Raw genomic sequence first — 22,644 nt, 5'->3', positions numbered from 1 at the left:
CTGGGCGAATGTAGCGGCAAGGCCGTGAGACGCCATCACTACGCCGTGACGTCCTTGCAGCCACCCTTTACCGGTGCTCACCGGCGACGCTACACGACCTTTCATCTTCGCACCCCGGGTTTACACCAGATCGACGCCCGCCCTTGCAGCTAGCGTGAAGCGTGCCGAAGCTGGCTCAGCTCTCATCGGAACCTGCACCGGAACTTGCATCGGAACGTGCACAGGAACTGGCGTCAGAATGTGCTCCGGGCCAGCGCCACTGGATCCACATGATGCCGTGATCACCGTGAGGGCAGTGCGCTCCTCGGCGCCGGTTCGCCGGACTGGCGTCGCGTTAGCGTGCCGAGTTGGCGACGCCCAGCGGTAGGCGTCACACACCACCACCGCATACGACAACAAAGAACGCTACCCATGTTGCTTGCTCTACCTCGCCATACCCGTATGTTGTGTAGCACCACAGAGGAAGCTCGACATGCTTTCTGATTGGCTGTCGAAAAGCCTCGACGCTGCTTCCGCCTCGCTCCCGTCAGACGGCAGGATTCACGGCGGACACTACCGCATCGAAGCGCCAGGGGTGTTGCGCCTTACCCCAGACCACGTATCTCCCCACGCACGCGCCTGCGTGCTGTCAGCCGGTATCCACGGCAATGAGACGGCCCCCATTGAGCTGCTCGGAGACTGCCTGGCACGCCTTGAGGCCGGCTTCATCGAGCTGGGGGCTCCTGTGCTGGTGATCCTGGGCAACCTGGAAGCCATTCGACGCAACACGCGCTTCGTCGAGACCAACCTCAATCGGCTGTTCCGCCAAGGCCTGGACCAACCCGGTGATGAGGCCGACCGTGCGCGTGAACTGATGGCAGCGGTAGATACCTTCTTTGCTGACCACCCCCAGCTGCCACGCTTGCACTACGACCTGCATACCGCCATTCGCGACAGCCATTATCCGCGCTTCGTGGTGGCCCCCTTCGCTGACACGCTTACCGAACCACAGCAGTGGCGATGGATGGCCGGTGCTGGCATTCAGGCGGCGCTGAAGCAGCATCAGCATAGCTGGACCTTTTCCCACTACAGCAAGCACTACCATCAGGCCCAGGCGTTTACGCTGGAACTCGGCAAGGCACTGCCCTTCGGTCACAATGATCTTGCGCCCCTTGCTGCCATGGGTGATTTGCTGTGGGCCTTGCTGAGCGGACTGTCTCCGCGAGAGGGGCAGATCGCGGATTTACAGGGCTTCGCGGTGGAAATGGAGGTCTTTCGCGAAAGCGAGGACTTCACGCTGTGCTTTGCCGACAACACCCCGAACTTCACCGAGTTCGCGCCGGGCGAGGTCGTCGCCCGCGACGCCAAGGCCGGTGAAACGCGCATCGGCGCAACACCACTGAGCGTGGTTTTTCCCAACGCCAAGGTGGAACTCGGCGCCCGTGCAGCGCTTCTGGTCGCCCCTGTTGCTCTCGACATGGACTGACCCTGTACGCTGCGATCTCCCCGATATTATCGAGATAACAACAACTTGGAGATAACATTATGATTACCCGCCCCTCCAGATTAGACGAAGGTATAATGCTTCTGTATTTCGCTTCGTCTGCTGCGCCGACCCAAGCCTGTTAGAATCCCCCGTTTTTTCGCGCCAGCCCGCGCCATTCGGCCGGCTTACCAGGCACGGCCGTTTTTCTCTGGAGCCCGATCCATGGCTGATACACCGATTCCGCTGGAAGTGCGCAACATCAAGAAGCGCTTCGGCAACACCGAAGTGCTCAAGGGGCTGTCCCTGGAGGCCCGCAAGGGTGACGTCATTACCCTGATCGGAGCTTCCGGCTCCGGCAAGAGTACCTTCCTGCGTTGCATGAACCTGCTCGAGCAGCCCAATGAAGGCGAACTGATCGTTCATGGCGAGCAGATCCGTTTCAAGGAAACCAAGCACGGGCGGGAACCCGCCGACTGGAACCAGGTGGTGCAGATGCGCGCCAAACTGTCGATGGTGTTCCAGAGCTTCAACCTGTGGGCCCACATGACCCTGCTGGAAAACGTCATCGAAGCGCCCGTGCATGTGCTGAAGAAGCCCAGGAAGGAAGCCATCCAGCATGCCAGGGCGCTGCTTGAGCGCGTTGGCCTGGCGGAGCGCGCCGACTACTATCCCGCCCAGCTTTCCGGAGGCCAACAGCAGCGCGGCGCCATCGCCCGCGCCCTGGCCATGGACCCGGAGGTGATGCTGTTCGACGAGCCGACGTCAGCGCTTGACCCAGAGCTGGTCGGCGACGTGCTCAAGGTCATGCGCGACCTGGCCGAAGAGGGCCGCACCATGATCGTGGTCACCCACGAGATGGCCTTTGCCCGGGACGTGTCCAGCCAGGTGATCTACCTGCACCAGGGGCAGGTAGAAGAAGCCGGTCCTCCCGATGAGGTGCTGGGCAATCCCCGTTCCGAGCGACTCAAGCAGTTTCTTGCACCCAAGCGCTGAGACGGCCAGGAGAGACCCATGATTGACCTTCACGGTTACGGGCCGCGCCTTCTCGAGGGAGCGCTGGTCACCATCGAGCTGGCAGTACTGTCATTGATCCTGGCCATTGTGCTGGGACTGATTACCGCCAGCGCAAAGATGTCACGCAACTGGGTCGCCCATCGTCTGGGAACCCTCTATACCACCATCATCCGCGGCGTCCCCGACCTGGTGCTGATGATGCTGCTGTTCTTTGGCGGCCAGATTGGCATCAATATGGTCACCGACTGGCTGTATGACCGCTTCGACATCGATATCTTCATCAACGTCAACGAGTTCGTGGCAGGCGTCCTGACCATCGGTCTGATCTTCGGCGCCTATATGGGAGAAACCTTCCGCGGCGCCTTTCTGGCCGTCGACAGCGGCCAGATCGAGGCCGGACGCGCCTACGGCATGAGCCATGCGCTGGTGTTCAGGCGCATCCGCTTTCCCCAGATGATGCGCCACGCCCTGCCCGGCCTTTCCAACAACTGGATGGTATTGCTCAAGACCACCGCACTGGTCTCGGTGATCGGCCTGTCGGACATGGTTCGGGTGGCCGCCGAAGCGTCCAAGGCCACCCGGGAACCCTTCCTGTTCATGATTATCGTCGCGATCATCTACCTGCTGATCGCCAGCGTCTCGGAGTGGTTCTTCGCCAAGCTGCAAAAGCGCTATGACGTCGGTTTTGGAGGCCATGACTGATGGAATCTGTGCTCGCCTCACTGGAGACAATGCTGGCCGACAACAGCATCTTCACCCTGGACACCCTGTCCTACTACGGTGAAGGACTGACAACAACGGTCCAACTGGTCTTCCTGTCGCTGATCGTTGGCCTGGTTGCTGCGGTCCCCCTGTCCATTGGCCGCGGTTCCAAGCGCCGGTGGATCAAGATGCCCATCTTCTTCTACACCTACGTCTTCCGCGGCACGCCGCTGCTGGTGCAGCTGTATCTTATCTACTATGGCGTCGTCTTCGTCGAGGGCATCCAGGACACCTGGCTCTGGGTGCTGCTGGAGAAGCCGTTCTTCCCGGCGCTGGTGGCGTTCTCCCTCAATACGGCGGCCTACACCACCGAGATCTTCCATGGCGCCATCAAGGCAACTCCCCGTGGAGAGATCGAAGCGGCCAGGGCCTACGGCATGCGCTACTCCCTGATGATGCGTCGTATCGTGCTGCCCAGCGCCTTTCGTCGGGCGCTTCCGGCCTACGGCAACGAGGTCATCTTCATGCTCCACGCCAGCGCCATTGCCAGCGTGGTGACCATCATGGACCTGACCGGCGCCGCCCGCTTCGTCTACGCACGTTTCTATGCGCCCTTCGATGCCTTCCTGTTCGTCGCGGCCATCTACCTGTGCCTGACCTTCGCTATCCTCTACCTGTTCCGCTATCTCGAGAAGCGCTTGCTGGCGCACCTTAAGCCGGCTTCAGGCTAGAGACCAACGCCGGAGGCCAGTCCCTCCGGCGTCCCTTGACGATCGTCAAACGAGCGTTGGGAACTACCGTTTCACTGCCCCCTTTTTTTCCTTCCTGACGGGGGCGTGATTCGCTAAGGTGGCATCATGCGTCCACGAGACGCCTGCCATTACCCTCCTATCAACCATCTCTCATCAACAATAAGGGTCACTCCACATGACACTGCGCAACCTTTTTACCGCGAGTCTCATCGGCACGGCGGTGCTTGCCTCCACCGCCCAGGCTGAGGTTCGTGATATTCGCATCGGCGTCGACGTTCCCTACGAGCCCATGGAGTACCGCACCCCTGACGGCGAGCTGACCGGCTTTGACATCGACCTGGGCAATGCCCTGTGTGCCGAGGTCGGTATCCAGTGCGAGTGGGTGGTGCAGGGATGGGACGGCATCATTCCTGGCCTGATGGCACGCAAATACGACGCCATCATGTCGTCCATGACGATCAACGACGAGCGTCGCGAGCAGGTGCTGTTCTCTGACCCCTACTTCACTCCGCCGTCAGCCTGGTTTGCCCCAGCCGACCTGGAGATGGGCAACCCCGATGCCGAGGCCCTCGAGGGCATGACCATCGGTGTGCAGCGCGGCACCCTGCAGGACAACTACGTCACCGACCTGTACGGCGATGTCGCTGATGTCAGCCGCTACGCCACCGCCGACGACCTGGTCCTGGACATGGACTCTGGTCGCGTGGATATCGGCTTCCTCGACTATCCGGTGGGCAAGTCCACGCTGCTGGACAGCGATGCCGGTGACTACAAGGTGGTCGGTGAGCAGATCACCGAACCGAAGGAATACTTCGGTGACGGCTTCGGCATCGCCTTCCGCCAGCGCGACGAAGACCTGGCCAAGGCCTTCAATGACGCCCTGGCCACCCTCAAGGGCAATGGCACCTATGACGAGATCCATGCCAAGTACTTTGCTGAATAAATCGTACTTTGCTGAATAAATCGTACTTTGCTGGATACACAGTGCGTTGCTGAGTCACCTCACCCTGGCTCTGCATGACGTCGACCCCCTGGGGTCGGCGTCAACCACTACCGATCTGGACCTGAGCTGACCTGACGTGCCTTCGCCCTTGCTCCTCCACGGCGCGATGCCCCTATCTCGCCCCCTGTCTCGCCCACTATGCCTGCCCCAGTCGCCCTGGCTGGATGGCTTCGCCCTGAGCGAGTGGTTCGACGAATAATCGCTGGCGTCATCGGCGCCTGGCTATCTCCCGTACGACATCCCCCCGGTGTCTTTCCGCCTTATTAATGTGGGCGGTGAGCTTGTGTCTCGACCACACAACACTTTTCCGTTATTTGAGGATTTCCCCATGCCACGCTCTCCCATGCTGTTTGCCTCAACCCTGGCAGCTCTGATGCTTGCCACCCCTCCCGTCCTGGCCGACGACCCCCTGCGCCTGGCCGTTGACGTGCCCTACGAACCGTTCGAGTACAAGACCGCAGATGGCACTCTGACCGGCTTTGAAGTGGACCTGGGCAATGCCGTCTGCGCGCACCTTGAGATCCAGTGCACCTGGGTGGAGCAACCCTGGGACGGCATGATTCCGGCGCTGATGGCGCGCAAGTTCGACGCCATCATGTCGTCCATGGCGATCACCGAGGAACGCAGCCGCCAGGTACTGTTCTCCGAGCCCTACTACACCACGCCGAGCGCCTGGATCACGCCACGTGGCCGGGACATCGACATCTCCGACAAGGCAAGCCTTGAAGGGCTCACGGCTGGCGTCCAGCGCGCTACCCTGCAGGATCGCTATGTGACCGACCTGTACGGCGATGTGCTCGAGGTACGCCGCTATGCCAGCGCCGACGATGTGGTCGCCGACCTGCGTGCCGGCCGTCTTGACCTGACCTTCATGGACTACCCCATCGCCGAGGCGATGATCGAGATCGATACCGAGGCAAGCGATTTTGTGCGCATCAGCGACTTCATCAAGGAGCCCGACACCTACTTCGGACAAGGCGTCGGCGTTGCCTTCCGCAAGCGTGATCGCGACCTCGCCGAGCGCTTCAATCAAGCGCTGGCAGAGCTCAAGGCCAATGGGACCTACGACGAGATCATGAGCGAGTACTTCAGCTACGACATTAAACTGTAGCCATGCCCCTACCAGATCCGGGCGGTGAACGCCGCCCGGCCTGGAGTGCCGAACACTGGCTGGCGTTGCGCCAGCCACATCCCAGCCTCGACCGACCCGCAGGAACCGCCATGCTGACCCTTCTCAAGAATGCGCGGCTGTATGCCCCAGCTCCGCTTGGCCTCAAGCATCTGCTGATCGCCGACCAACGCATCGCCGCCATACTCGACCCGCAGGATAGCCCGGACATTCACTTGCCCGGTCTCTCGGTCCAGGACCTGGAGGGGCGGCGAGTGATTCCTGGCCTGGTGGATCCGCTGGTCCATATGACCGGCGGCGGCGGCGAGGGCGGCTTTGGCACCCGCACCCCGGAGCTGCGTCTCGAGGACGCCGTGAGCTCCGGCGTCACCACCCTGATCGGCGCCCTGGGGACCGACGCCCTGACCCGCACCCCGGCCAACCTGCTCGGCAAGGTGCGCGAGCTCGCCGCCGGGGGACTGAGTTGCTACGCCTATACCGGGTCCTACCAGCTGCCCCCGGTCACCCTGACCGGCTCCGTCGCTCAGGACATTCTGTATATTCCTGAATACATCGGTGTGGGAGAGGTTGCCATCAGCGACCACCGCGGTTCCCAACCGTCCGTTCAGGAGCTGGCCCGGCTGGCATCGGATAGCCGCACTGCGGGTATGCTGGCGGGCAAGTCCGGCATGGTTTTCATCCACACCGGCGACGCCGCAGGGGGACTCGAGATCCTGCGCGAGGTGGCACGCACCACGGCGCTGCCTATCGCTCAGTTCATGCCCACCCATATCAACCGCACCGCGACCCTGTTCGAAGACGGGCTGCGTTTCGCCCGGGACGGCGGCCGCATCGACCTCACGACCAGTACCACCCCGGAGCTGCTCGCCGAGGGCGAAGTCCCCGCCTCGGAAGCGGTCGCGCGGGCGCTCAAGGCGCGTGTCGAGCCCTCGCGCGTGACGCTCTCGTCAGACGCCAACGCTTCTCTGCCGCGCTTCGATGACCATGGCCGCTTCATTGGCCTCAAGGCGGGACGCCTCGACAGCCTGTTCGAGGTCGTGGGCGAATGTGTCAACGACCACGGCATCGCGCTGGAGAACGCACTAGGCTTCGCCAGCAGCCACAGTGCAGACGCCCTGGGCCTTGCCCGCAAGGGGCGCCTCGCGGTGGGGCAGGATGCGGACCTGCTGGTCCTTGCTGACGACGCCTGGGCGATTGACGAGGTCTGGGCGCTGGGTCGATGCGTGCATCGACGTGACACAGATCGTTAGTCGTGTAAGGATTATTGGCGGATCACAGACTGAAGGCTGTCCCACGAGCTTGGACGGCCAGCGCAACGACCGTTGAGTGAGCGTGCGATGGCTGACAAATCGATGTGCCAAGCCCGTGTCTCCCCCATCCACGAGGAGAGCCTATGAAAACCTACGACAAGTCACCCGAGGCCATTGCCCGTCTCAATCGTGAACAGTACCGGGTCACTCAGGAGAGCGGTACCGAGCGTCCTGGCACCGGCGAGTATCTGCATCATCATGAACCGGGCATCTACGTGGACATTGTCTCCGGCGAACCCCTGTTCGCGTCGTCGGACAAGTATGAGTCCGGCTGCGGATGGCCAAGTTTCACCAAGCCCATTGCGCCTGCCTACGTCAATGAACTGGTGGACTCGTCCCATGGCATGATCCGTACCGAGGTGCGCTCCAGCCATGGCGACAGCCACCTGGGTCATGTCTTTCCAGACGGCCCTAGAGACAAGGGTGGCATGCGTTATTGCATCAACTCGGCGTCGCTCAGGTTCATCCACCGCGATGACATGGAAGCCGAAGGCTACGGCGAGTACCTGGATCAAGTGGAGGAGATCTGAACATGGCACTACAACGCGCAGTTCTGGCAGGAGGTTGCTTCTGGGGTATGCAGGATCTGATCCGCAAGCTGCCAGGCGTCGAAAGTACACGTGTCGGCTACACCGGTGGCGACGTGGAAAACGCCACCTATCGCCACCATGGCACCCATGCCGAGGGCATCGAGATCATGTTTGACCCGGCGGTGATCAGCTATCGTCGACTGCTGGAGTACTTCTTCCAGATTCATGATCCGACGACGGTCAACCGTCAGGGTAACGATCGTGGCATGTCCTACCGGTCCGCCATCTACTACGTGGACGAGGACCAGAAGGCAGAGGCGCTGAACACCATTGCCGATGTCGACGCCTCGGGACTGTGGCCGGGCAAGGTGGTGACCGAAGTGGAGCCTGTAGGCGACTTCTGGGAAGCCGAGCCGGAGCACCAGGATTACCTGGAACGTCTTCCCAACGGCTATACCTGCCACTTCCCGCGCCCGGATTGGGTCCTGCCCAAGCGCACGGAAGAGGCCTGAGGTTGCCTCCAGGCAGGCGGCAATCGCGCGCTAAGCACGCGATATCCTGCCGTTGGTATGCGAACTGCGACACCGCCCTTCTGGGCGGTGTCGTCGTTTCTCACGGGGTTCAACGCCGGGGATGCGCACCGCCCACATGAACCCCGGCGTCTCCTCCACGACTCACGTCCCCTACCGGCTGCGCCAGTTCGTTGAGAATGCCGCACTCTCCCGCCGTGCCATGCCCCGCGCAGCGCTGCCTGAGCCCCTCGAGCTCCGCCTTCAATCGGGACAGCTGGGCAATTCTCTGCTCCACATGGCCCAGGTGTGCCTCGATCAGCGCATCGGCATCTTCACAGGGATGCTCCGGGTGATCCTGGCAGACCAGCAGCGCGCGGATTTCGTCCAGGGTCATGTCCAGCGCGCGGCAGTGGCGAATGAAATCCAGCCGCTCGGCGTGGGCATCACGATACACGCGATAGTTGCCGTCACTGCGCTCGGGCTCGGGCAGCAACCCTTCGCGCTCGTAGTAGCGCAGCGTTTCTACCTTCACCCCACTACGACGGGCCAGTTCTCCTATCTTCATCTACTGCCTCCCCATTCTCTCGACGTTCTTGGCATGTCACCAACGCTCTTGGCATGTCACCGAAGCTTGCGTCATGCCTTCGCCGCCCATGCTGGACGTCTTCTCGCGGCAGGTGATCTCGTGGCTCACTCGGATGCTTGACTCTGTAGTCACTACAGGGTGTCAACTTGGATACCAGAATCCTCTTTGGAGTTCCAGGCATGGCTGATCTTGAGCGCCAGACACCGTCAGACGCCCCCTCATCCTGCTGCAGTGTCGGGCACACGAAAGCGCCCTGCGGCAACGACCCGAGGGGAACGTCGAGTGCGCACTGTTCGTCGACCCAGAGTGCGTCGACCCAGAGTGCACCGACCGACAGTACCTCTGCGGCTACGCCGGAAGGCACTCAGCGCCTGGACGTGATCGTTGACGAAATGTGCTGTCCGACTGAAGAGCGCGTCCTGCGCAAGGCACTGAACAGCCTGCCAGGCGTCGAGCAGCTGACCTTTGACACCATGCAGCGTCGGCTCACCATCCATCACCGAAATGTGGACCGCCGGGCGGTCGCGTCGCGTATTCAGGAGGCGGGAATGACGGCTCGCTTCCTTGACCAGGCCAAGCAGGAGCCCCCCCGCGATAGCGCTTCTCTGCCCTGGGCTCGCCTGGCCGTCGCCGGCGCACTGGCTCTGGGGGCAGAGGTCACCGGCTGGCTTGGCCTGGGCGTGCCCTGGTTGGCGGCGCTGCTGGCCATTATCGCCATCGCCATGGTGGGGCTGCCCACCTGGAAGAAAGGCTTGCTGGCGCTACGCCAGGGCACCCTCAACATCAATGCCCTGATGAGCGTTGCCGTCACCGGCGCGATGCTGATTGGGCACTGGTCCGAGGCGGCCATGGTGATTGTGCTGTTCACCCTGGCGGAACATCTGGAAGCGCGCTCGCTGGAGCGCGCCCGCCGGGCCATCTCAGGCTTGCTTGACCTGGCGCCGCCCATGGCAAGAGTGCGCGACGAGAGCGCAGCCGAGGCAAATCGTTGGCGCGAGATCAAGGCAGAAGAGGTCAGGCCTGGGACTTTGGTCAGGGTGTTCGCCGGTGAACGCCTGGCGCTGGATGGTGAGATCGTGCGCGGTGAAGCGAGCCTGGATGAAGCCCCTATCACGGGCGAAAGCCTGCCTCGCGAACGCGGTCCAGGCGACACTGTTTACGCAGGCTCGATCAATCTATCCGGCGATCTCGACTATCGCGTGACACGTGACGCCAGTGACACCACCCTGGCCCGCATCATTCACGCCGTAGAGGACGCCCAGTCACGGCGTGCGCCGACCCAGCGCACCATCGATCGCTTCGCCGCCGTCTATACGCCGGTGGTCTTCGTCCTGGCGCTGATCGTGGCAGTCGGCTGGCCTTTACTGGGCCTCGGTCCGTGGCTCGACGGCGTCTATCGCGCCCTGGTCCTGCTGGTCATTGCCTGCCCCTGCGCCCTGGTCATCTCGACCCCGGTCACCGTGGTCAGCGGGCTCGGCGCCGCCGCTCGCCAGGGAATTCTGATCAAGGGAGGCGCCTTTCTGGAGCAGGCCACCCGCCTGACCCACCTGGCCATGGACAAGACCGGTACCCTGACCGAGGGCAAGCCACATCTGGTCAGCGCCAGTGCCATCGGCGACACGTCCGACAAGGACTGCCACCGCCTGGCCGTGGCCCTGGCCGAGCGCTCCAACCATCCGGTGTCCCGCGCTCTGGTGGTGGGGTTGGGCGCGCAGCCCGATGTCTCTCTCGAGCAGGTCGAGGAGCGCAGTGGTCGTGGTCTAGTGGCCAGGGAGGCGACAAGCGACACCGATATGGCTGCTCGGTTATGGCTCGGCAATGGCCGTCTGGCCCGCGACATGGGCGTCGACGACACGGTACTGCTGAGTCATGGACCAACGGATGATGCTGCTGGCGTCGTCTGGCTTGGCCGCGACGCGACCGTGCTGGGTAGCTTCAAGGTACGGGATGCCCTGCGTCCAAGCAGCAAGGCGGCGATCAAGCGCCTGCACCGCCAAGGCGTCAAGGTCAGCGTGCTCAGCGGCGATACTCAGTCTCGGGTCGATGCCATCGCCCTGGAAGCCGGCATCGACGAGGCCTTCGGCGAGTTGCTGCCGGAAGACAAGCTCGAACATCTCGATGCCCTGACCAAGCGCGGCACCACCGGCATGGTCGGCGATGGCATCAACGATGCGCCGGCGCTGGCCCGAGCCGATGTCGGCATCGCCATGGGCGCGGCGGGCAGCGACGTGGCCATCGAGACCGCCGATATCGCGTTGATGAACGATGACCCGGCCAGCCTGCCGAGGCTGATCGACCTGGCCCGCACCACTCGGCGACTGCTGGTGCAGAACATTGCGCTGGCGCTGGGGATCAAGGCCGTGTTTCTGGCCCTCGCCCTGACCGGCAACGCCACCCTGTGGATGGCCGTCTTCGCCGACCTGGGATCGAGCCTTCTGGTGGTAGGCAATGGGCTGAGGATTCTGACGTATCGGACCGAGTCATAAGCGCGGTGGGCTCGAGGGAGTCGGGCATATGCTCTACATCTGCCTATCGACGCAACTACGCTATGCGGAGAGCGAAGCCTAAGGAGGAGCGCGACATGCGAACCGTGTCGATTTTCAAGAATGGCAAGAGCCAGACCGTTCAACTGCCCGCTGACATGGCCTATGAAGGCATAAGAGAGCTGGAAATCACCCGAGACGGCGATGTGATTACCCTTCGTCCTGCTCGCCCGTCCTGGGAGTCATTCAAGGATTTACCCAAGGCAGACGACGACTTCCTGCAGGAGCGCCCCTCCGTCGTGAACAACGAGAACAGGTTCCCCTTGTGATGACCTATATGCTCGAAACCTGCACTTGCTTGTTCATTATGCGAGAACATCCGGTGAGGGTTATCCAGCGTTTGAGCAAAGAGGTCGAATCGGGAAACCGGATCGTCGTATCGGCCATCACCTACGCTGAAATGCGCTACGGCCAGGTCGGCAAAAAGGCGTTGGCCAAACACAAGACCTTGGTGGACGAGTTCGTCAAACGACTCGATGACATATTGCCGTGGGATCAACTCGCGGTAGACGCTGCGCTGACAATCATGAGCACTCTAAGGAGCGCGGGCACCCCCATCGGGTATAACGATACGGGGATCGCAGGGCACGCCATAGCATCCGGCGCCATTTTGGTGACCAATAACGTTCGAGAATTTGGCCGCGTCGAAGGCCTTGTGTATCAGGATTGGTGTCATCAACACCCGACGTGATCCGGGGTCGAGTGCAGCAATTGAGCAGCGTTTCCCTAGGCGAGCGGGGCATCGAGAAGATGACGATCGAACCCCGACTCGACAAGCATGCGCCAGGCGCACAGTACATCGCCAGGAATGGAGACCGGTGACTGATATCCGAGTTCGGGATAGTGCAGCATCCGCTGGAGGTCACCCACCATCTCATCGATCAGCCCAAGCACCCCGATCTGGTTGGATACGTCATCGGGAAAGGCCGTAGCAGGGGCATCGATGGCAGCTGTCAACTCTGGCCACTGCACAGCGAGGGTATGCTTCACGCGTAAAACAGAATTCCGCTTGGTCACAAACGTTGCACGACGCACCCCGGGGAGGAGATCACGGGAAAAGCGGATATTCTCCGCGAAATTGGTTGCACGTCTTTCCAGCGTGATCTGCCCCGCGTCAACCCCCAGCGAGCGTGCTCGATCAAGGAACACATCGGCCTCGCTTCGCTCCCACAAATGACGTGTCCAGTTGCCAGTAGCCCCGGTTATCAACATACGAGGAGCGGTACCCGCTCTCATCAATGCACTGGCATGATCGCACACGCGCAGATCATAGGAACCACAGACAATGATGATATCCGAAGGCACCAGACAAGCCGGCTGGCCTTGAAGAAACGCCCAGAGCGTCTGAGCATCGCGCATTACCGGCGTCATCGGCGGCCCCCAACAGTATCGTAGACGTTGATCGATTCGCACCCTCACTTCGCATTCAGTCACGTCCCGCTAGGCTTTGTCCAAAGAAGTCCGAAAAATCGGCAAGTGATGGCTAGCCAAGGCAAAAATCGGTGAGGAAACGCAGTCTACAGGGTGGAAGCGAGCCGCCTGATCCGATTTTTAACGCCGTATTACCGAGCGCAGGCACTTTTCAGACAAGCCCTGGTGCCGCGAATCTATCTCTACCCCGCTGTACCTATACCCCGCTAGCGCATCGCTTCGCCTTGCTCTGCCCTCCTACCTGACCGCGATCGCCTCGCGCATAAAGCGCAGTATCCACTCGGCCATCACGGCGTCGTCGATTCGCCCGGACAACGATGCCTGTCCCTGGCGCACCCGGGCGTCTCCCACCAGGCCCTGGCGCAGGTTCATCAAGTCACGGGAGTAGTCCGGGCGAAATTCCGGGTGCCCCTGAACCCCTAGGAAGCAGCGGCCCACCCGGATCAGGTAGTGGGGACAGAAGCCACTCCCCCCAAGCGTACAGGCGCCCTCGGGCAGCACCTCCACCTGATCCTGGTGACTGACCAGCAGGTCAAGCGCTTCCTGCCATGGCGTCATCCAGGGTTCGCGTTCGACTACCCGATTGTTGGACAGGCCAACCCCCCACCCCTTGGGGCTCTTGATGACCTCGCCGCCTAGCGCCTTGACGATCAACTGGTGGCCAAAGCAGATGCCCACCAGCGGCTTCTCGGCACGATAGAGATCGCGTACGAATCCCTCAAGACGATCGATCCAGTCATGGCTGTCGTTGACCCCAAACTTGGAACCGGTGGTCAGCCAGGCGTCCACCGCTTCGATATCCGTTGGAATCTCGCCATCCAGGCAGCGATAGACCTGCCACTCTAGCGTCACGCCAAGATCGTATGCCGCCGGCGCCAGCAACGCCTCGAACATGGCGGGATAGTTGCCATGGGCGGCAATCAGTTCAGGTGCCACGTCATCGCACTGCAGTAGACCGATTCGCATGATGTTCTCCATCACCAGTACTCCCTTGACGCTGGCCGGCCACCTTGCCAGAGAGCCGCCAGGGCTATGTCATCGGGCGAGGCCGGCCGCTAGAGTCTGCCCTCAAGGGCCGCCAGAAAGACCCGACGGTAGTCCTCGGCCGTGAAGGCGATGGGGTTGGATCCCGCAGACGGGTCCACCACCGCCATTTCGGCGACCTTGTCGGCCTGTGAATCGTCGATACCGATAGCCGCCAGATCATGAGGAATCGCCAGTCGTTCGCGCAGTTCCAGCACCCAATCGATGGCGCTGGCGGTGCTGGGCTGGCGCAGATCCAGATAGCGACACAGGCGGACCATGGGCTCGCCGATGGCGCGCTCGTTGGCCTTGAGCACATAGGGCATCAGGATGGCATTAAGGGTGCCGTGATGGGCGTCATAGAGGGCTCCCAGAGGATGCGCCAGGGCGTGCATTGCCCCCAGCCCTCGTTGAAAGGCCGTCGCCCCCATGCTGGAGGCCACCAGCATGTTAAGGCGGGCCTCCAGGTCATCGCCATGGGCATAGGCCCTCGGCAAGAAGTCTCGTACCCGCCGCATGCCTTCCACCGCGATGCCTTCCGCCATGGGGTGGTAGCCTGGCGCGCACCATGCTTCCAGGCAGTGGGACAGGGCATCCATACCGGTCGCTGCGGTCACCGCAGGAGGCAGTCCGACGGTCAGGGTCGGATCAAGAATCACCCGCGCCGGTACCATGCCAGGGTGGAAAATGATGCGTTTGACGTGCTCTGCCTCGTCGGTAATCACGGAGGCACGTCCCACTTCGGACCCGGTGCCCGCGGTGGTAGGAACCGCTACCACCGGCACGATGGCCTTGGCATCGGCATTCTTCCAGTTGTCGCCGATGTCCTCCAGCGACCACAGCGACAGGCCGTCACGTTGATTGGCCATCAGGGCCACCGCCTTGGCGGCATCAAGCCCGGAACCGCCGCCGAAGGCGATCACGCCGTCATGCTCCCCCTCGCGAAAGGCATCCACGCCAGCGATGACATTGGCACCGGTCGGATTGCCCTTGATCTCGCTGAATAGCCCGACCCGGAGTCCTTCCGATCGACAGTGTTCAAGGGCATCCGCCACCATCGGCAGCGCCGCCAGTCCAGGGTCGGTCACCAGCAGCGGCGCATGCATGCCAAGCTCATGGCACTGTTGCGGCAGGTCTCGAATACGCCCTGCGCCGGTCAGGATCGAGGACGGATAATTCCAGCTGGTGGTAAAGCGGCTGATATCGCTCATGGTGACCTCAGGGATGCTTGAGATGGAAGGATTTGGGCCGGGTCAGGCTGTCAAAGCCCAAGCGCGATAGCGAGCAACCGCGTCCTGATAGCTTGACCCCCGTCCAGGCGAGCTCGGGATCCAGATAGTCGCAGCGGTTGACGAAGGCTGTGCCGACGTCGAGGCGGGCCGCCAGTGCCTCACCGGCCTCCAGGTCGCGGGTAAAGATCGCGCCGGTCAGGCCAAAGGCGGAGTCGTTCATCAGAGCAATGGCCTCGTCGTCGCTATCGACGGGCATGACGGCGACCACCGGGCCAAAACTCTCCTCCTGCATCACCGCCATGGAGTGATCGACGTCCGTCAGCAGCTGCGGCGCCAGATAGGCACTACCTGGCCGGGACAGCGGGTAGTCGCCGGGATCGATCCAGGCACGTGCGCCGGCAGCGACCGCCGCTTCTACCTGGCCACGTACAAAATCCGCGGCAGCAGGTTTGACCACAGGCCCCAGGGTCGTGGCGGGGTCGGTGGGATTACCGAGCTTGAGCTGCTTCAGCCAGGCCACGGCGCGCGCGACGAAATCATCGAAGATGGCTCGCTCGACATAGATGCGTTCAATGCCACAGCAGCTCTGGCCTGAGTTGAAGAAGGCGCCATCCATGACACCATCCACTGCGCTGTCCAGATCGACATCGCCACGCACGTAAGCCGCATCCTTACCCCCCAGTTCCAGCGCTGTCGCAATAAAACGCCCCGCCGTTGCCTGCTCCACGGTGCGCCCACCAGCGACCGACCCGGTAAACGAGACGTGGGCAATGCGTGGATCGCCCATCACTTGCTCGGCGTCGGCGTGACTCACGTGCAGGAACTGAAAGACGCCCTCCTCGATACCCGCCTCCCGGGCGGCCTCCACCATGCGCTCTGCGCACAGCGGGGTCTGGGCCGAGTGCTTGAGGATCACCGCGTTTCCGGCAAGCAGCGCCGGGATCACCGCATTCACGGCCGTCATGTAGGGAAAGTTCCAGGGCGCCACGATCAGTGACACGCCGAGAGGTTCGCGGCGGATGTAGCGAGTAAACCCCGGTTTGTCGCCTAGCCTGAGTGGAGACAGCGCCCCAGGCGCCATCTCGATCATGGCCCTGGCACGTTCCTCGAAACCGCCGATTTCGCCTCCCGCTTGAGCGATGGGCCGCCCCATCTGCCAGCAAAGCTCTTCCACGTGTTGATCGCGCCGGGAGATAAAGGCATCCACCATGGCGCTGGCCAGACGGCAGCGTTGTTCCACACTGACGTCACGCCAGCGCTTCTGGGCATCGGTCGCTAGGGCAAGGGTACGCTCGATCTGCTCGGCATCGGCCTGTTCTCGTTCTACGTACACCGAGCCGTCCACCGGCGATAGGGTCTGTTGAATGGCCATGCGGTTCTCTCGTCAGTCGATGGGCGGGATGCCGGGCATCCGCGTCAAATGATTTCGAAATAGCGATCCAGCTCCCAATCGGTGATGTGACGTCGGAACTCGCGCTCTTCCCATTCTCGGGTGGCCGCGAAATGCTCGACGAAGTCGTCACCGAACAGCGCCCGCGCCGGGGCAGATCCCTTGAGCCGCTGCGCTGCGTCCCACAGTGTTCGAGGCAGCGCCTGATGCTCCGGGTGATCCAGTGTGTAGGCGTTGCCAGTGACCGCCGTGTCGGGTTCAAGCTGCTGCTCGATCCCATAGAGGCCGGCGCCGATTGCCGCGGCAAGCGCCAGATAGGGATTGGCATCAGCGCTACCCAGGCGATACTCGACCCGCTGAGACTTGGCGCTGCCGGGAATGACCCTCAGCGCCGTCGTGCGGTTTTCCACTCCCCAGGTGGCGTCAGTCGGCGCCCAGAAACCCGGTATCAGGCGGGTGTAGCTGTTGACGGTGGGCGCGAACATGGCCAGGAACTCTGGCATCAGGCGCTGCTGTCCGGCGACGAAATGACGCTGGATGGCACTCATGCCGTACTCGGCCTCGCCATCGTAGAAGGCCGACTGGCCGTCATTCAGGTGGGTCATCGACAGGTGGATGTGCCCACTCTGCCCGGGATAGTCCGGCGACCACTTGGCCATGAAGGTGGCCATCAGGCCACGCCGCTGAGCCCAGACCTTGGTGAAGGTCTTGAACAACGCCGCCTTGTCACCGGCAGCCAGGGCTTCGTCGACGCCAATGGCCGCCTCCAGCACTCCTGGCCCGGTCTCGGTGTGCAGCCCCTCGATGGGGAAGTCCATGCGTTCCGACAGGCCCAATAACTCGTGATACAGCTCGGCGTGGACCGAACTTCTGAGCATCGAGTAGCCCATCATGTCGGGCGTCAGGGGACGCAGCTGACGAAAGCCCTTCTCGCGCACCGACTCAGGCGTCTCCTGAAACATGAAAAACTCATATTCGAGCGATCCATGCACCTTGAATCCCATGTCGGCGGCCCGGGCCAGCACTCGACGCAGCAGCCCGCGGGGACAGATCGCCTCGGCCCGCTCGGTGAATTCCGCCATGAACAGCAGCATGTCGCCCTCGAAGGGCACCTCGCGGCAGGTCTCCGGCAATAGCCTCAACTGGGCGTCGGGGTAACCGGTATGCCAGCCGGTAAAGCGCGTGTTGTCGTACAGCTCGTCCTTGCTGTCCCAGCCCAGCACGACATCACAGAAGGCAAAGCCCCCCTCCAGCGCGGCGAAGAACTTGTCACGCTGCATGTACTTGCCGACCATGACCCCGTCCAGGTCGAGAAAGCCGACTTTGACGTGGCTGAGGTTGCGCGCTTCGACCACGCGCCGAGCATCCTCTGCCGTGCGCACGTCCCTCGGGTTGAGTCCTGACATCGATCACCCTCCTCATGGGCGAAGGAATGAAGGGCCGGCCCGCAGGCCGGCCTGCACTGCCTCGTATCAGCTGTAGCGATAAGGAGGGCCCGCCTGCTGCATGGTCTGGCGGTAGTCCTTGAGGATCTGCACCACCTTGGCATTGCGCTCGCTCTGGGCCGCAATCTCATCCCAGAACCCCAGCGCTTCATCCTCGATGGTCTGCCACTCTTCTTCCGGGATGGAGGTCAGTTCGAGCTTGCCACCCTTGGTGCGATAGTGCGCTTCACCCCACCAGTACCAGTGCTGACGATAGTAATGAGAGCTGTCCATGCACATCCTGAACAGCGTCTTCAGGTGATCCGGGAGCTCGTTCCAGCGTTCGCTGTTGGCAAAGTAGGACCCCGCCCAGGCGCCCGAGATGTTATTGGTCAGGTAGTAGCTAGAGACATCCGCCCAGCCCACGGTGTAAGCCTCGGTGATGCCCGCCCAGGCGATGCCATCAAGCTCGCGGGTCTGCATGGCGACCTCGATGTCTTCCCAGGGCAGGGTCACCGGCACCACCCCGAAGCGAGTCAGGAAGCGCCCGGCAGTGGGGAAGGTAAACACCCGCTTGCCCTCGAGGTCCTTGATGCTGCGAATGGGCTCTCGGGTGACGAAGTTGCAGGGATCCCAGCTGCCCGAGCCGAGCCAGGTCACGCCCTCGATCTCGCCGTAGGCCTCTTCCCAGATTTCCTTCAGACCGTAGTGGTTGAACAGGGTCGGTACATCCAGGCTGTAACGCGAGGCAAACGGGAAATAGCCGCCGAACACCGACACGTCCACCGGTGCATTGATCGAGTCATCATCGCTCTGCACGGCGTCGATGGTGCCTCTCTGCATGGCCCGGAACAGCTCCCCGGTGGGGACCAACTGATCGGAAAAATACAGTTCGATTTCCATCTCGCCATTGGCGGCCTTGTTGAAGGCATCAATGGAAGGCTTGATGACATGCTCCGCCAGCGCTGGCCCCGCATAGGTCTGCAGACGCCAGCGTATCGGCGTCTTCGACTGGGCATGCACATAGGGCGCGGCAAGAGTGCCTGCGCCCACGGTAGCGGCGGTAGCGACACCGGCCTTTTTCAAGAAGTCGCGACGGTTGGTCATTGGATCTCTCCCTACTCTGTCGATTGTTGTGGTCAGGGGTGATGCCATCGGGTACTGCTGTGACTCATTGCACCTGTCGGTGTGTTGCCGGCCTCCTGCCGTTTTTCGTTTCCTGTTTGTTGTCGATGTTGCGCTATCTATCGCTCGCTCCGGCATCCGGCCTAACATGCCTTGTGGCGCACCTTCGTCGCCGCTGGCCGGTGCGCGATACTCCCTGGCAACAGCCGGTCATGTCGCTGCTTGAGCACAGGCTCAGTAATCCCGGAACAGCTCGGGGAGCCACAGTGCGAGCTGGGGAAAGGCGGTAATCAGCGCCAGGCCCGCCAACATGATGGCGACAAACGGCCACACGCTCTTGTAGATATCCCCCAGGCTGATCTCCGGCGGCGCCATGGCCCGCATCAGGAACAGGTTGTAGCCGAAGGGCGGGGTCATATAGGCGATCTGCACCGTGATCGTGTAGAGCACGCCATACCAGATCGGGTCGAAGCCAAGACTGATGACCAGCGGCACGTAAAGCGGCGCCACGATGACCAGCATGGCGGTGTCATCGAGAAACATGCCAAGCAGGATGTAGGACAGCTGCATCATCACCAGGATCTGCCAGGGGGTCAGGCCAAAGGCCTCGAGGAATACAGACTCGATGGCACGCACCGCGCCGAGACCATCGAACACCGCGCCAAAACACAAGGCCGCCAGGATGATCCACATGAACATGCAGGTGATGCCCAGCGAACGGCGCACCGTGGTCTCGATGACGGCGCGATTCAAGCGTCCCTTGATCAGGGCAGCCAGAGTGGCCGACAGCGCCCCTACCGCAGCGCTTTCCACCAGGCTGGTCACTCCCATCACGAACAGGCCGGTCATGAAAAAGAAGATGGCCAATGGCATGATGCCGGCGCGCAACAGCTTCAACTTGTCAGCGGTGGAGAGGTTGCGTTCTTCCGGCGGCAGGGTCGGCCCAAGGCTCGGCTGCAAGCGACAGCGGATGACGATATAGGCCACGAACATGGCCGCCAGGATCAAGCCGGGTATCGCCCCGGCCAGCCATAGCTGGCTGACCGGCTGGCGCGCAATCATGCCGTAGAGCACCAGCACCACGCTGGGCGGTACCAATATGCCCAGCGAGCTGCCAGCCTGGATCACGCCGGTGACCATGACCTTGTCGTAGCCCCGTCGCAGCAGTTCCGGCAAGGCAATGGTGGCGCCGATGGCCATACCGGCCACACTCAGCCCATTCATCGCCGAGACCACCACCATCAGACCGATGGTGCCCACCGCCAGGCCCCCTCTCAGCCCCCCCATCCACACGTGGAACATCTCGTAGAGCTCGGAGGCGATACCGGACTCCGACAGCATGTATCCCATGAAGATGAACAGCGGCAAGGTCAACAGCGGGTACCAGTTCATCAGCTGAATGGCGGCACTGAAGGGCATCTCCATGCCGCCGTCGCCCCACAGCACCAAGGCGGCTGCCGCGCCGACAAAGCCAATCACGCCGAACACCCGCTGTCCTGTCAGCAGCAGCAGCATCATGGAAGAGAACATGGTCAGGGCGATCATTTCGTAGCTCATCGGTCGCCCTCCCCGTCCTTGCGGTTCTTGCCTTCCCTGGCATCCTTCTCCCCTTCGCTCTCCTCCAGCGGTCGCCCGAGCAGCACGGCGACATCCTTGAACAGGGTGGAAAGACACTGGGCCAGCATCAAGGCCACGCCGACGGTCATGATGGTCTTGATGGGTGCCAGTGGCGGCGCCCAGGAGCTGTAATTGGTCTCGCCGTACTTGATCGCATAGCTGGTACTGGAGATGCCGCCAGCCAGTAGTGTGCCCAGGAACACCAGCAGCAACAGCATCGTCAGCACGTCGCTCATGGCCTTGGCACGAGGGGACAGCCGGGTATAGAACAGATCCATGCGCACGTGGTCATCGAGCTGCATGGAATAGGCGCCACCCAGCAGAAAGTAGGCCACCATCAGAAACTGCGAGACCTCGACGCCCCACAGCAGCGGCCGGTCAAACAGCGTGCGCGAGAGCGAGGCATACAGCAGTACACCTATCATCACGAAGATCAGGTACATGACGATACGACCGATGCGCCGGTTGAAGCGGTCGACGTAACGAACGTAGAGACGAATGGCTGCCGGCATGGGGTCTCCCGGACTCAAGAGGAATCTCATGAGTCTTGGTTCAGCCAGACCAACCTCGCCAGTTGCATCGACTTCAACGACACCCGCACTATCGAAGCTTTCGATATTGCCACCGCTTGGCGCATCGTGAGGACCTCGACGCACCAGGACGGTTCACCCCGCGGGGAACGTCACGACGTCGTCGTGATCTGTGCGTCTACCCAGGGCAGCTCGGCTGCCAGGGTGCGGCGAAAGCCAGCGTCCAGTAAACGCCGTGCGTCACGGGCCAGCTGCCCAGGCAGCCCTCCCAGCTCATCCCGTCGCGCGACCAGCGTCAGCGTGCGGCTAAGCGGCGATAGGGGCAGCGGCTCGATCCGCACCCTGAGCTGGTCAAGACCCGCCTGGTACAGGCACAACGGCGTCGTCACGGTAAAGCCGACACCATCGCTGACCGCCTTGAGCAAGGCACAGGTATTGTCCAGATGAAGACGCGCCGGCAGCTCGACGCCAGACAGCCGCAGATGACGCTCGATGCTCTGCCCGATCAATGACTGCGGGACATAGCGCACCAGATCGAGTTGACGCGATAGCCAGCGCAAATTGTCAGCAGGGCCAGACCAGTCGGCCGGAAGGACCAGCACGAAAGGCTCCACCAGCACGCTGTGGCGCTCCAGGCCGTCATAATTCTCGAGGCGATCATCCGAAATGATCACGTCCACATGTCGGGTCAGCAGTGAGTGACCGTGCATGTGGGAGAGCCCCGTGGTCAGGGTATAGTCCCGGGTGTGTCGCCGGATAAGGTCGATCAAGGGCTTGCCCACGGCGGTGGCCAACGAGTCGACCAGTGCCAGCCGCATTTGATGAAGTTGGCCAAAGGCGCCGGAAATCAGCTCGCGGCGCGTATCCCTGGCTTCACTCAGCAGCCGTCTCGCCCGGTCATAGAAAAACCGCCCAGCGCTGGTCGGCTCCAAAGGACGTGAGCGACGCTCGAACAGCGTCAGTCCAAGGCTCTCTTCCAGGGTCGCCAGACAGTGGGATACCGAGGATTGGGTCAACCCCAGCGCTTCCGCGGCGGCACTCTGGCTGCCCCGTTCCAGCGTCTCGACGAAGATTTCCATACTGCGCAGATCGAAACCGAAGCCATTCTTCATGGCAACTCCTGAAGGGTTGTCTTGTTATTGTCCCTGTGACGCAGCGCCTGCCGTCACGCACCCCATCTTATCCTGCTCTTCACCGGCGGTGACGTCCAAAGGTGCCACAGCATGAGGGCCTGCCCCGACGAGCCGCTGCGAGGCGCGCCGCTCGGATGCCTGACCCGTGCAGCTCCCAACGGCTAAAATGTGCCGTATTGGAACTTGTGGGACG

Annotated in this window: 22 protein-coding genes; 12 read left to right on the top strand and 10 right to left on the bottom strand. The window is 62.2% G+C overall.

The window, feature by feature from the left end; genetic code table 11:
* Window positions 1-472 precede the first annotated feature (472 nt).
* The 9 genes from KUV45_RS12685 (at window position 473) to msrA (ending at window position 8,417) form a co-directional block, all read left to right on the top strand.
* Entirely contained in the window at window positions 473-1,465 is a 993-nt protein-coding gene (locus tag KUV45_RS12685) for a succinylglutamate desuccinylase (RefSeq protein WP_222161696.1), read from the top strand.
* 222 nt (window positions 1,466-1,687) lie between these two features.
* On the top strand, window positions 1,688-2,458 hold the full coding sequence (locus tag KUV45_RS12680; RefSeq protein ID WP_206939928.1) for an ABC transporter ATP-binding protein: 771 nt from the start codon (window positions 1,688-1,690) through the stop codon (window positions 2,456-2,458).
* Between the two features lie 18 nt (window positions 2,459-2,476).
* The gene (locus tag KUV45_RS12675; protein WP_206939930.1) at window positions 2,477-3,181 is read left to right on the top strand and encodes an ABC transporter permease; all 705 of its coding nucleotides are present in this window, start codon (window positions 2,477-2,479) and stop codon (window positions 3,179-3,181) included.
* Window positions 3,181-3,912, top strand: a complete 732-nt coding sequence (locus tag KUV45_RS12670; protein ID WP_222161695.1) for an ABC transporter permease — start codon at window positions 3,181-3,183, stop codon at window positions 3,910-3,912. The genes KUV45_RS12675 and KUV45_RS12670 overlap by 1 nt, the downstream gene beginning before the upstream one ends.
* A 196-nt stretch (window positions 3,913-4,108) precedes the next feature.
* Window positions 4,109-4,876: a transporter substrate-binding domain-containing protein gene (locus tag KUV45_RS12665; protein ID WP_374107035.1), complete on the top strand. Its 768-nt coding sequence runs from the start codon at window positions 4,109-4,111 to the stop codon at window positions 4,874-4,876.
* Between the two features lie 388 nt (window positions 4,877-5,264).
* Window positions 5,265-6,047 (top strand): transporter substrate-binding domain-containing protein, encoded by a 783-nt coding sequence (locus KUV45_RS12660; protein ID WP_374107034.1) that lies wholly within the window; start codon window positions 5,265-5,267, stop codon window positions 6,045-6,047.
* Window positions 6,048-6,157: 110 nt separating this feature from the next.
* On the top strand, window positions 6,158-7,315 hold the full coding sequence (gene iadA, locus KUV45_RS12655; RefSeq protein ID WP_222161694.1) for a beta-aspartyl-peptidase: 1,158 nt from the start codon (window positions 6,158-6,160) through the stop codon (window positions 7,313-7,315).
* A gap of 143 nt (window positions 7,316-7,458) precedes the next feature.
* Entirely contained in the window at window positions 7,459-7,905 is a 447-nt protein-coding gene (gene msrB, locus KUV45_RS12650) for a peptide-methionine (R)-S-oxide reductase MsrB (RefSeq protein WP_206939936.1), read from the top strand.
* Window positions 7,906-7,907: 2 nt separating this feature from the next.
* Entirely contained in the window at window positions 7,908-8,417 is a 510-nt protein-coding gene (gene msrA, locus KUV45_RS12645) for a peptide-methionine (S)-S-oxide reductase MsrA (RefSeq protein ID WP_206939938.1), read from the top strand.
* Window positions 8,418-8,526: 109 nt separating this feature from the next.
* Here the strand turns inward: msrA and cadR are convergent, their stop codons facing one another.
* On the bottom strand, window positions 8,527-8,982 hold the full coding sequence (gene cadR, locus KUV45_RS12640; protein WP_206939940.1) for a Cd(II)/Pb(II)-responsive transcriptional regulator: 456 nt from the start codon (window positions 8,980-8,982) through the stop codon (window positions 8,527-8,529).
* Window positions 8,983-9,182: 200 nt separating this feature from the next.
* On the opposite strand from cadR, the gene KUV45_RS12635 reads away from it, so the two are divergent.
* The 3 genes from KUV45_RS12635 (at window position 9,183) to KUV45_RS12625 (ending at window position 12,237) form a co-directional block, all read left to right on the top strand.
* Window positions 9,183-11,489, top strand: coding sequence for a cation-translocating P-type ATPase (locus tag KUV45_RS12635; protein ID WP_222161693.1), 2,307 nt, complete (start codon window positions 9,183-9,185; stop codon window positions 11,487-11,489).
* A gap of 95 nt (window positions 11,490-11,584) precedes the next feature.
* Window positions 11,585-11,815 (top strand): type II toxin-antitoxin system VapB family antitoxin, encoded by a 231-nt coding sequence (gene vapB, locus KUV45_RS12630; RefSeq protein ID WP_206939942.1) that lies wholly within the window; start codon window positions 11,585-11,587, stop codon window positions 11,813-11,815.
* Window positions 11,815-12,237: a type II toxin-antitoxin system VapC family toxin gene (locus KUV45_RS12625; RefSeq protein ID WP_224851830.1), complete on the top strand. Its 423-nt coding sequence runs from the start codon at window positions 11,815-11,817 to the stop codon at window positions 12,235-12,237. Before vapB ends, KUV45_RS12625 begins: the two co-directional genes overlap by 1 nt.
* 35 nt (window positions 12,238-12,272) lie before the next feature.
* Here the strand turns inward: KUV45_RS12625 and KUV45_RS12620 are convergent, their stop codons facing one another.
* The 9 genes from KUV45_RS12620 to KUV45_RS12580 form a co-directional block, all read right to left on the bottom strand.
* Window positions 12,273-12,905, bottom strand: a complete 633-nt coding sequence (locus KUV45_RS12620) for a YdcF family protein (RefSeq protein ID WP_222161692.1) — start codon at window positions 12,903-12,905, stop codon at window positions 12,273-12,275.
* A gap of 309 nt (window positions 12,906-13,214) precedes the next feature.
* Window positions 13,215-13,943 (bottom strand): GMP synthase, encoded by a 729-nt coding sequence (locus KUV45_RS12615; protein WP_222161691.1) that lies wholly within the window; start codon window positions 13,941-13,943, stop codon window positions 13,215-13,217.
* Window positions 13,944-14,032: 89 nt separating this feature from the next.
* A complete protein-coding gene (locus tag KUV45_RS12610) occupies window positions 14,033-15,211 on the bottom strand; it encodes an iron-containing alcohol dehydrogenase (protein WP_206939947.1) in 1,179 nt (392 codons plus the stop codon).
* A 7-nt stretch (window positions 15,212-15,218) separates the two neighbouring features.
* Complete coding sequence (locus KUV45_RS12605; protein ID WP_222161690.1) at window positions 15,219-16,604, bottom strand: aldehyde dehydrogenase family protein; 1,386 nt, start codon at window positions 16,602-16,604, stop codon at window positions 15,219-15,221.
* Between the two features lie 44 nt (window positions 16,605-16,648).
* A complete protein-coding gene (locus tag KUV45_RS12600) occupies window positions 16,649-18,028 on the bottom strand; it encodes a glutamine synthetase family protein (RefSeq protein ID WP_222161689.1) in 1,380 nt (459 codons plus the stop codon).
* Window positions 18,029-18,094: 66 nt separating this feature from the next.
* Entirely contained in the window at window positions 18,095-19,153 is a 1,059-nt protein-coding gene (locus tag KUV45_RS12595; RefSeq protein WP_206939953.1) for a twin-arginine translocation signal domain-containing protein, read from the bottom strand.
* A 252-nt stretch (window positions 19,154-19,405) separates the two neighbouring features.
* Entirely contained in the window at window positions 19,406-20,728 is a 1,323-nt protein-coding gene (locus tag KUV45_RS12590) for a TRAP transporter large permease subunit (protein WP_206939955.1), read from the bottom strand.
* Window positions 20,725-21,300, bottom strand: a complete 576-nt coding sequence (locus KUV45_RS12585; protein WP_206939957.1) for a TRAP transporter small permease subunit — start codon at window positions 21,298-21,300, stop codon at window positions 20,725-20,727. Before KUV45_RS12585 ends, KUV45_RS12590 begins: the two co-directional genes overlap by 4 nt.
* 170 nt (window positions 21,301-21,470) lie before the next feature.
* Complete coding sequence (locus KUV45_RS12580) at window positions 21,471-22,430, bottom strand: LysR family transcriptional regulator (protein WP_222161688.1); 960 nt, start codon at window positions 22,428-22,430, stop codon at window positions 21,471-21,473.
* Between the last annotated feature and the right edge of the window lie 214 nt (window positions 22,431-22,644).

Source organism: Halomonas sp. DP3Y7-2 (assembly GCF_019800795.1).
In the GTDB taxonomy this organism is placed as follows: Bacteria; Pseudomonadota; Gammaproteobacteria; order Pseudomonadales; family Halomonadaceae; genus Halomonas; species Halomonas litopenaei_A.
This window is presented reverse-complemented; position numbering and strand designations above follow the sequence as displayed.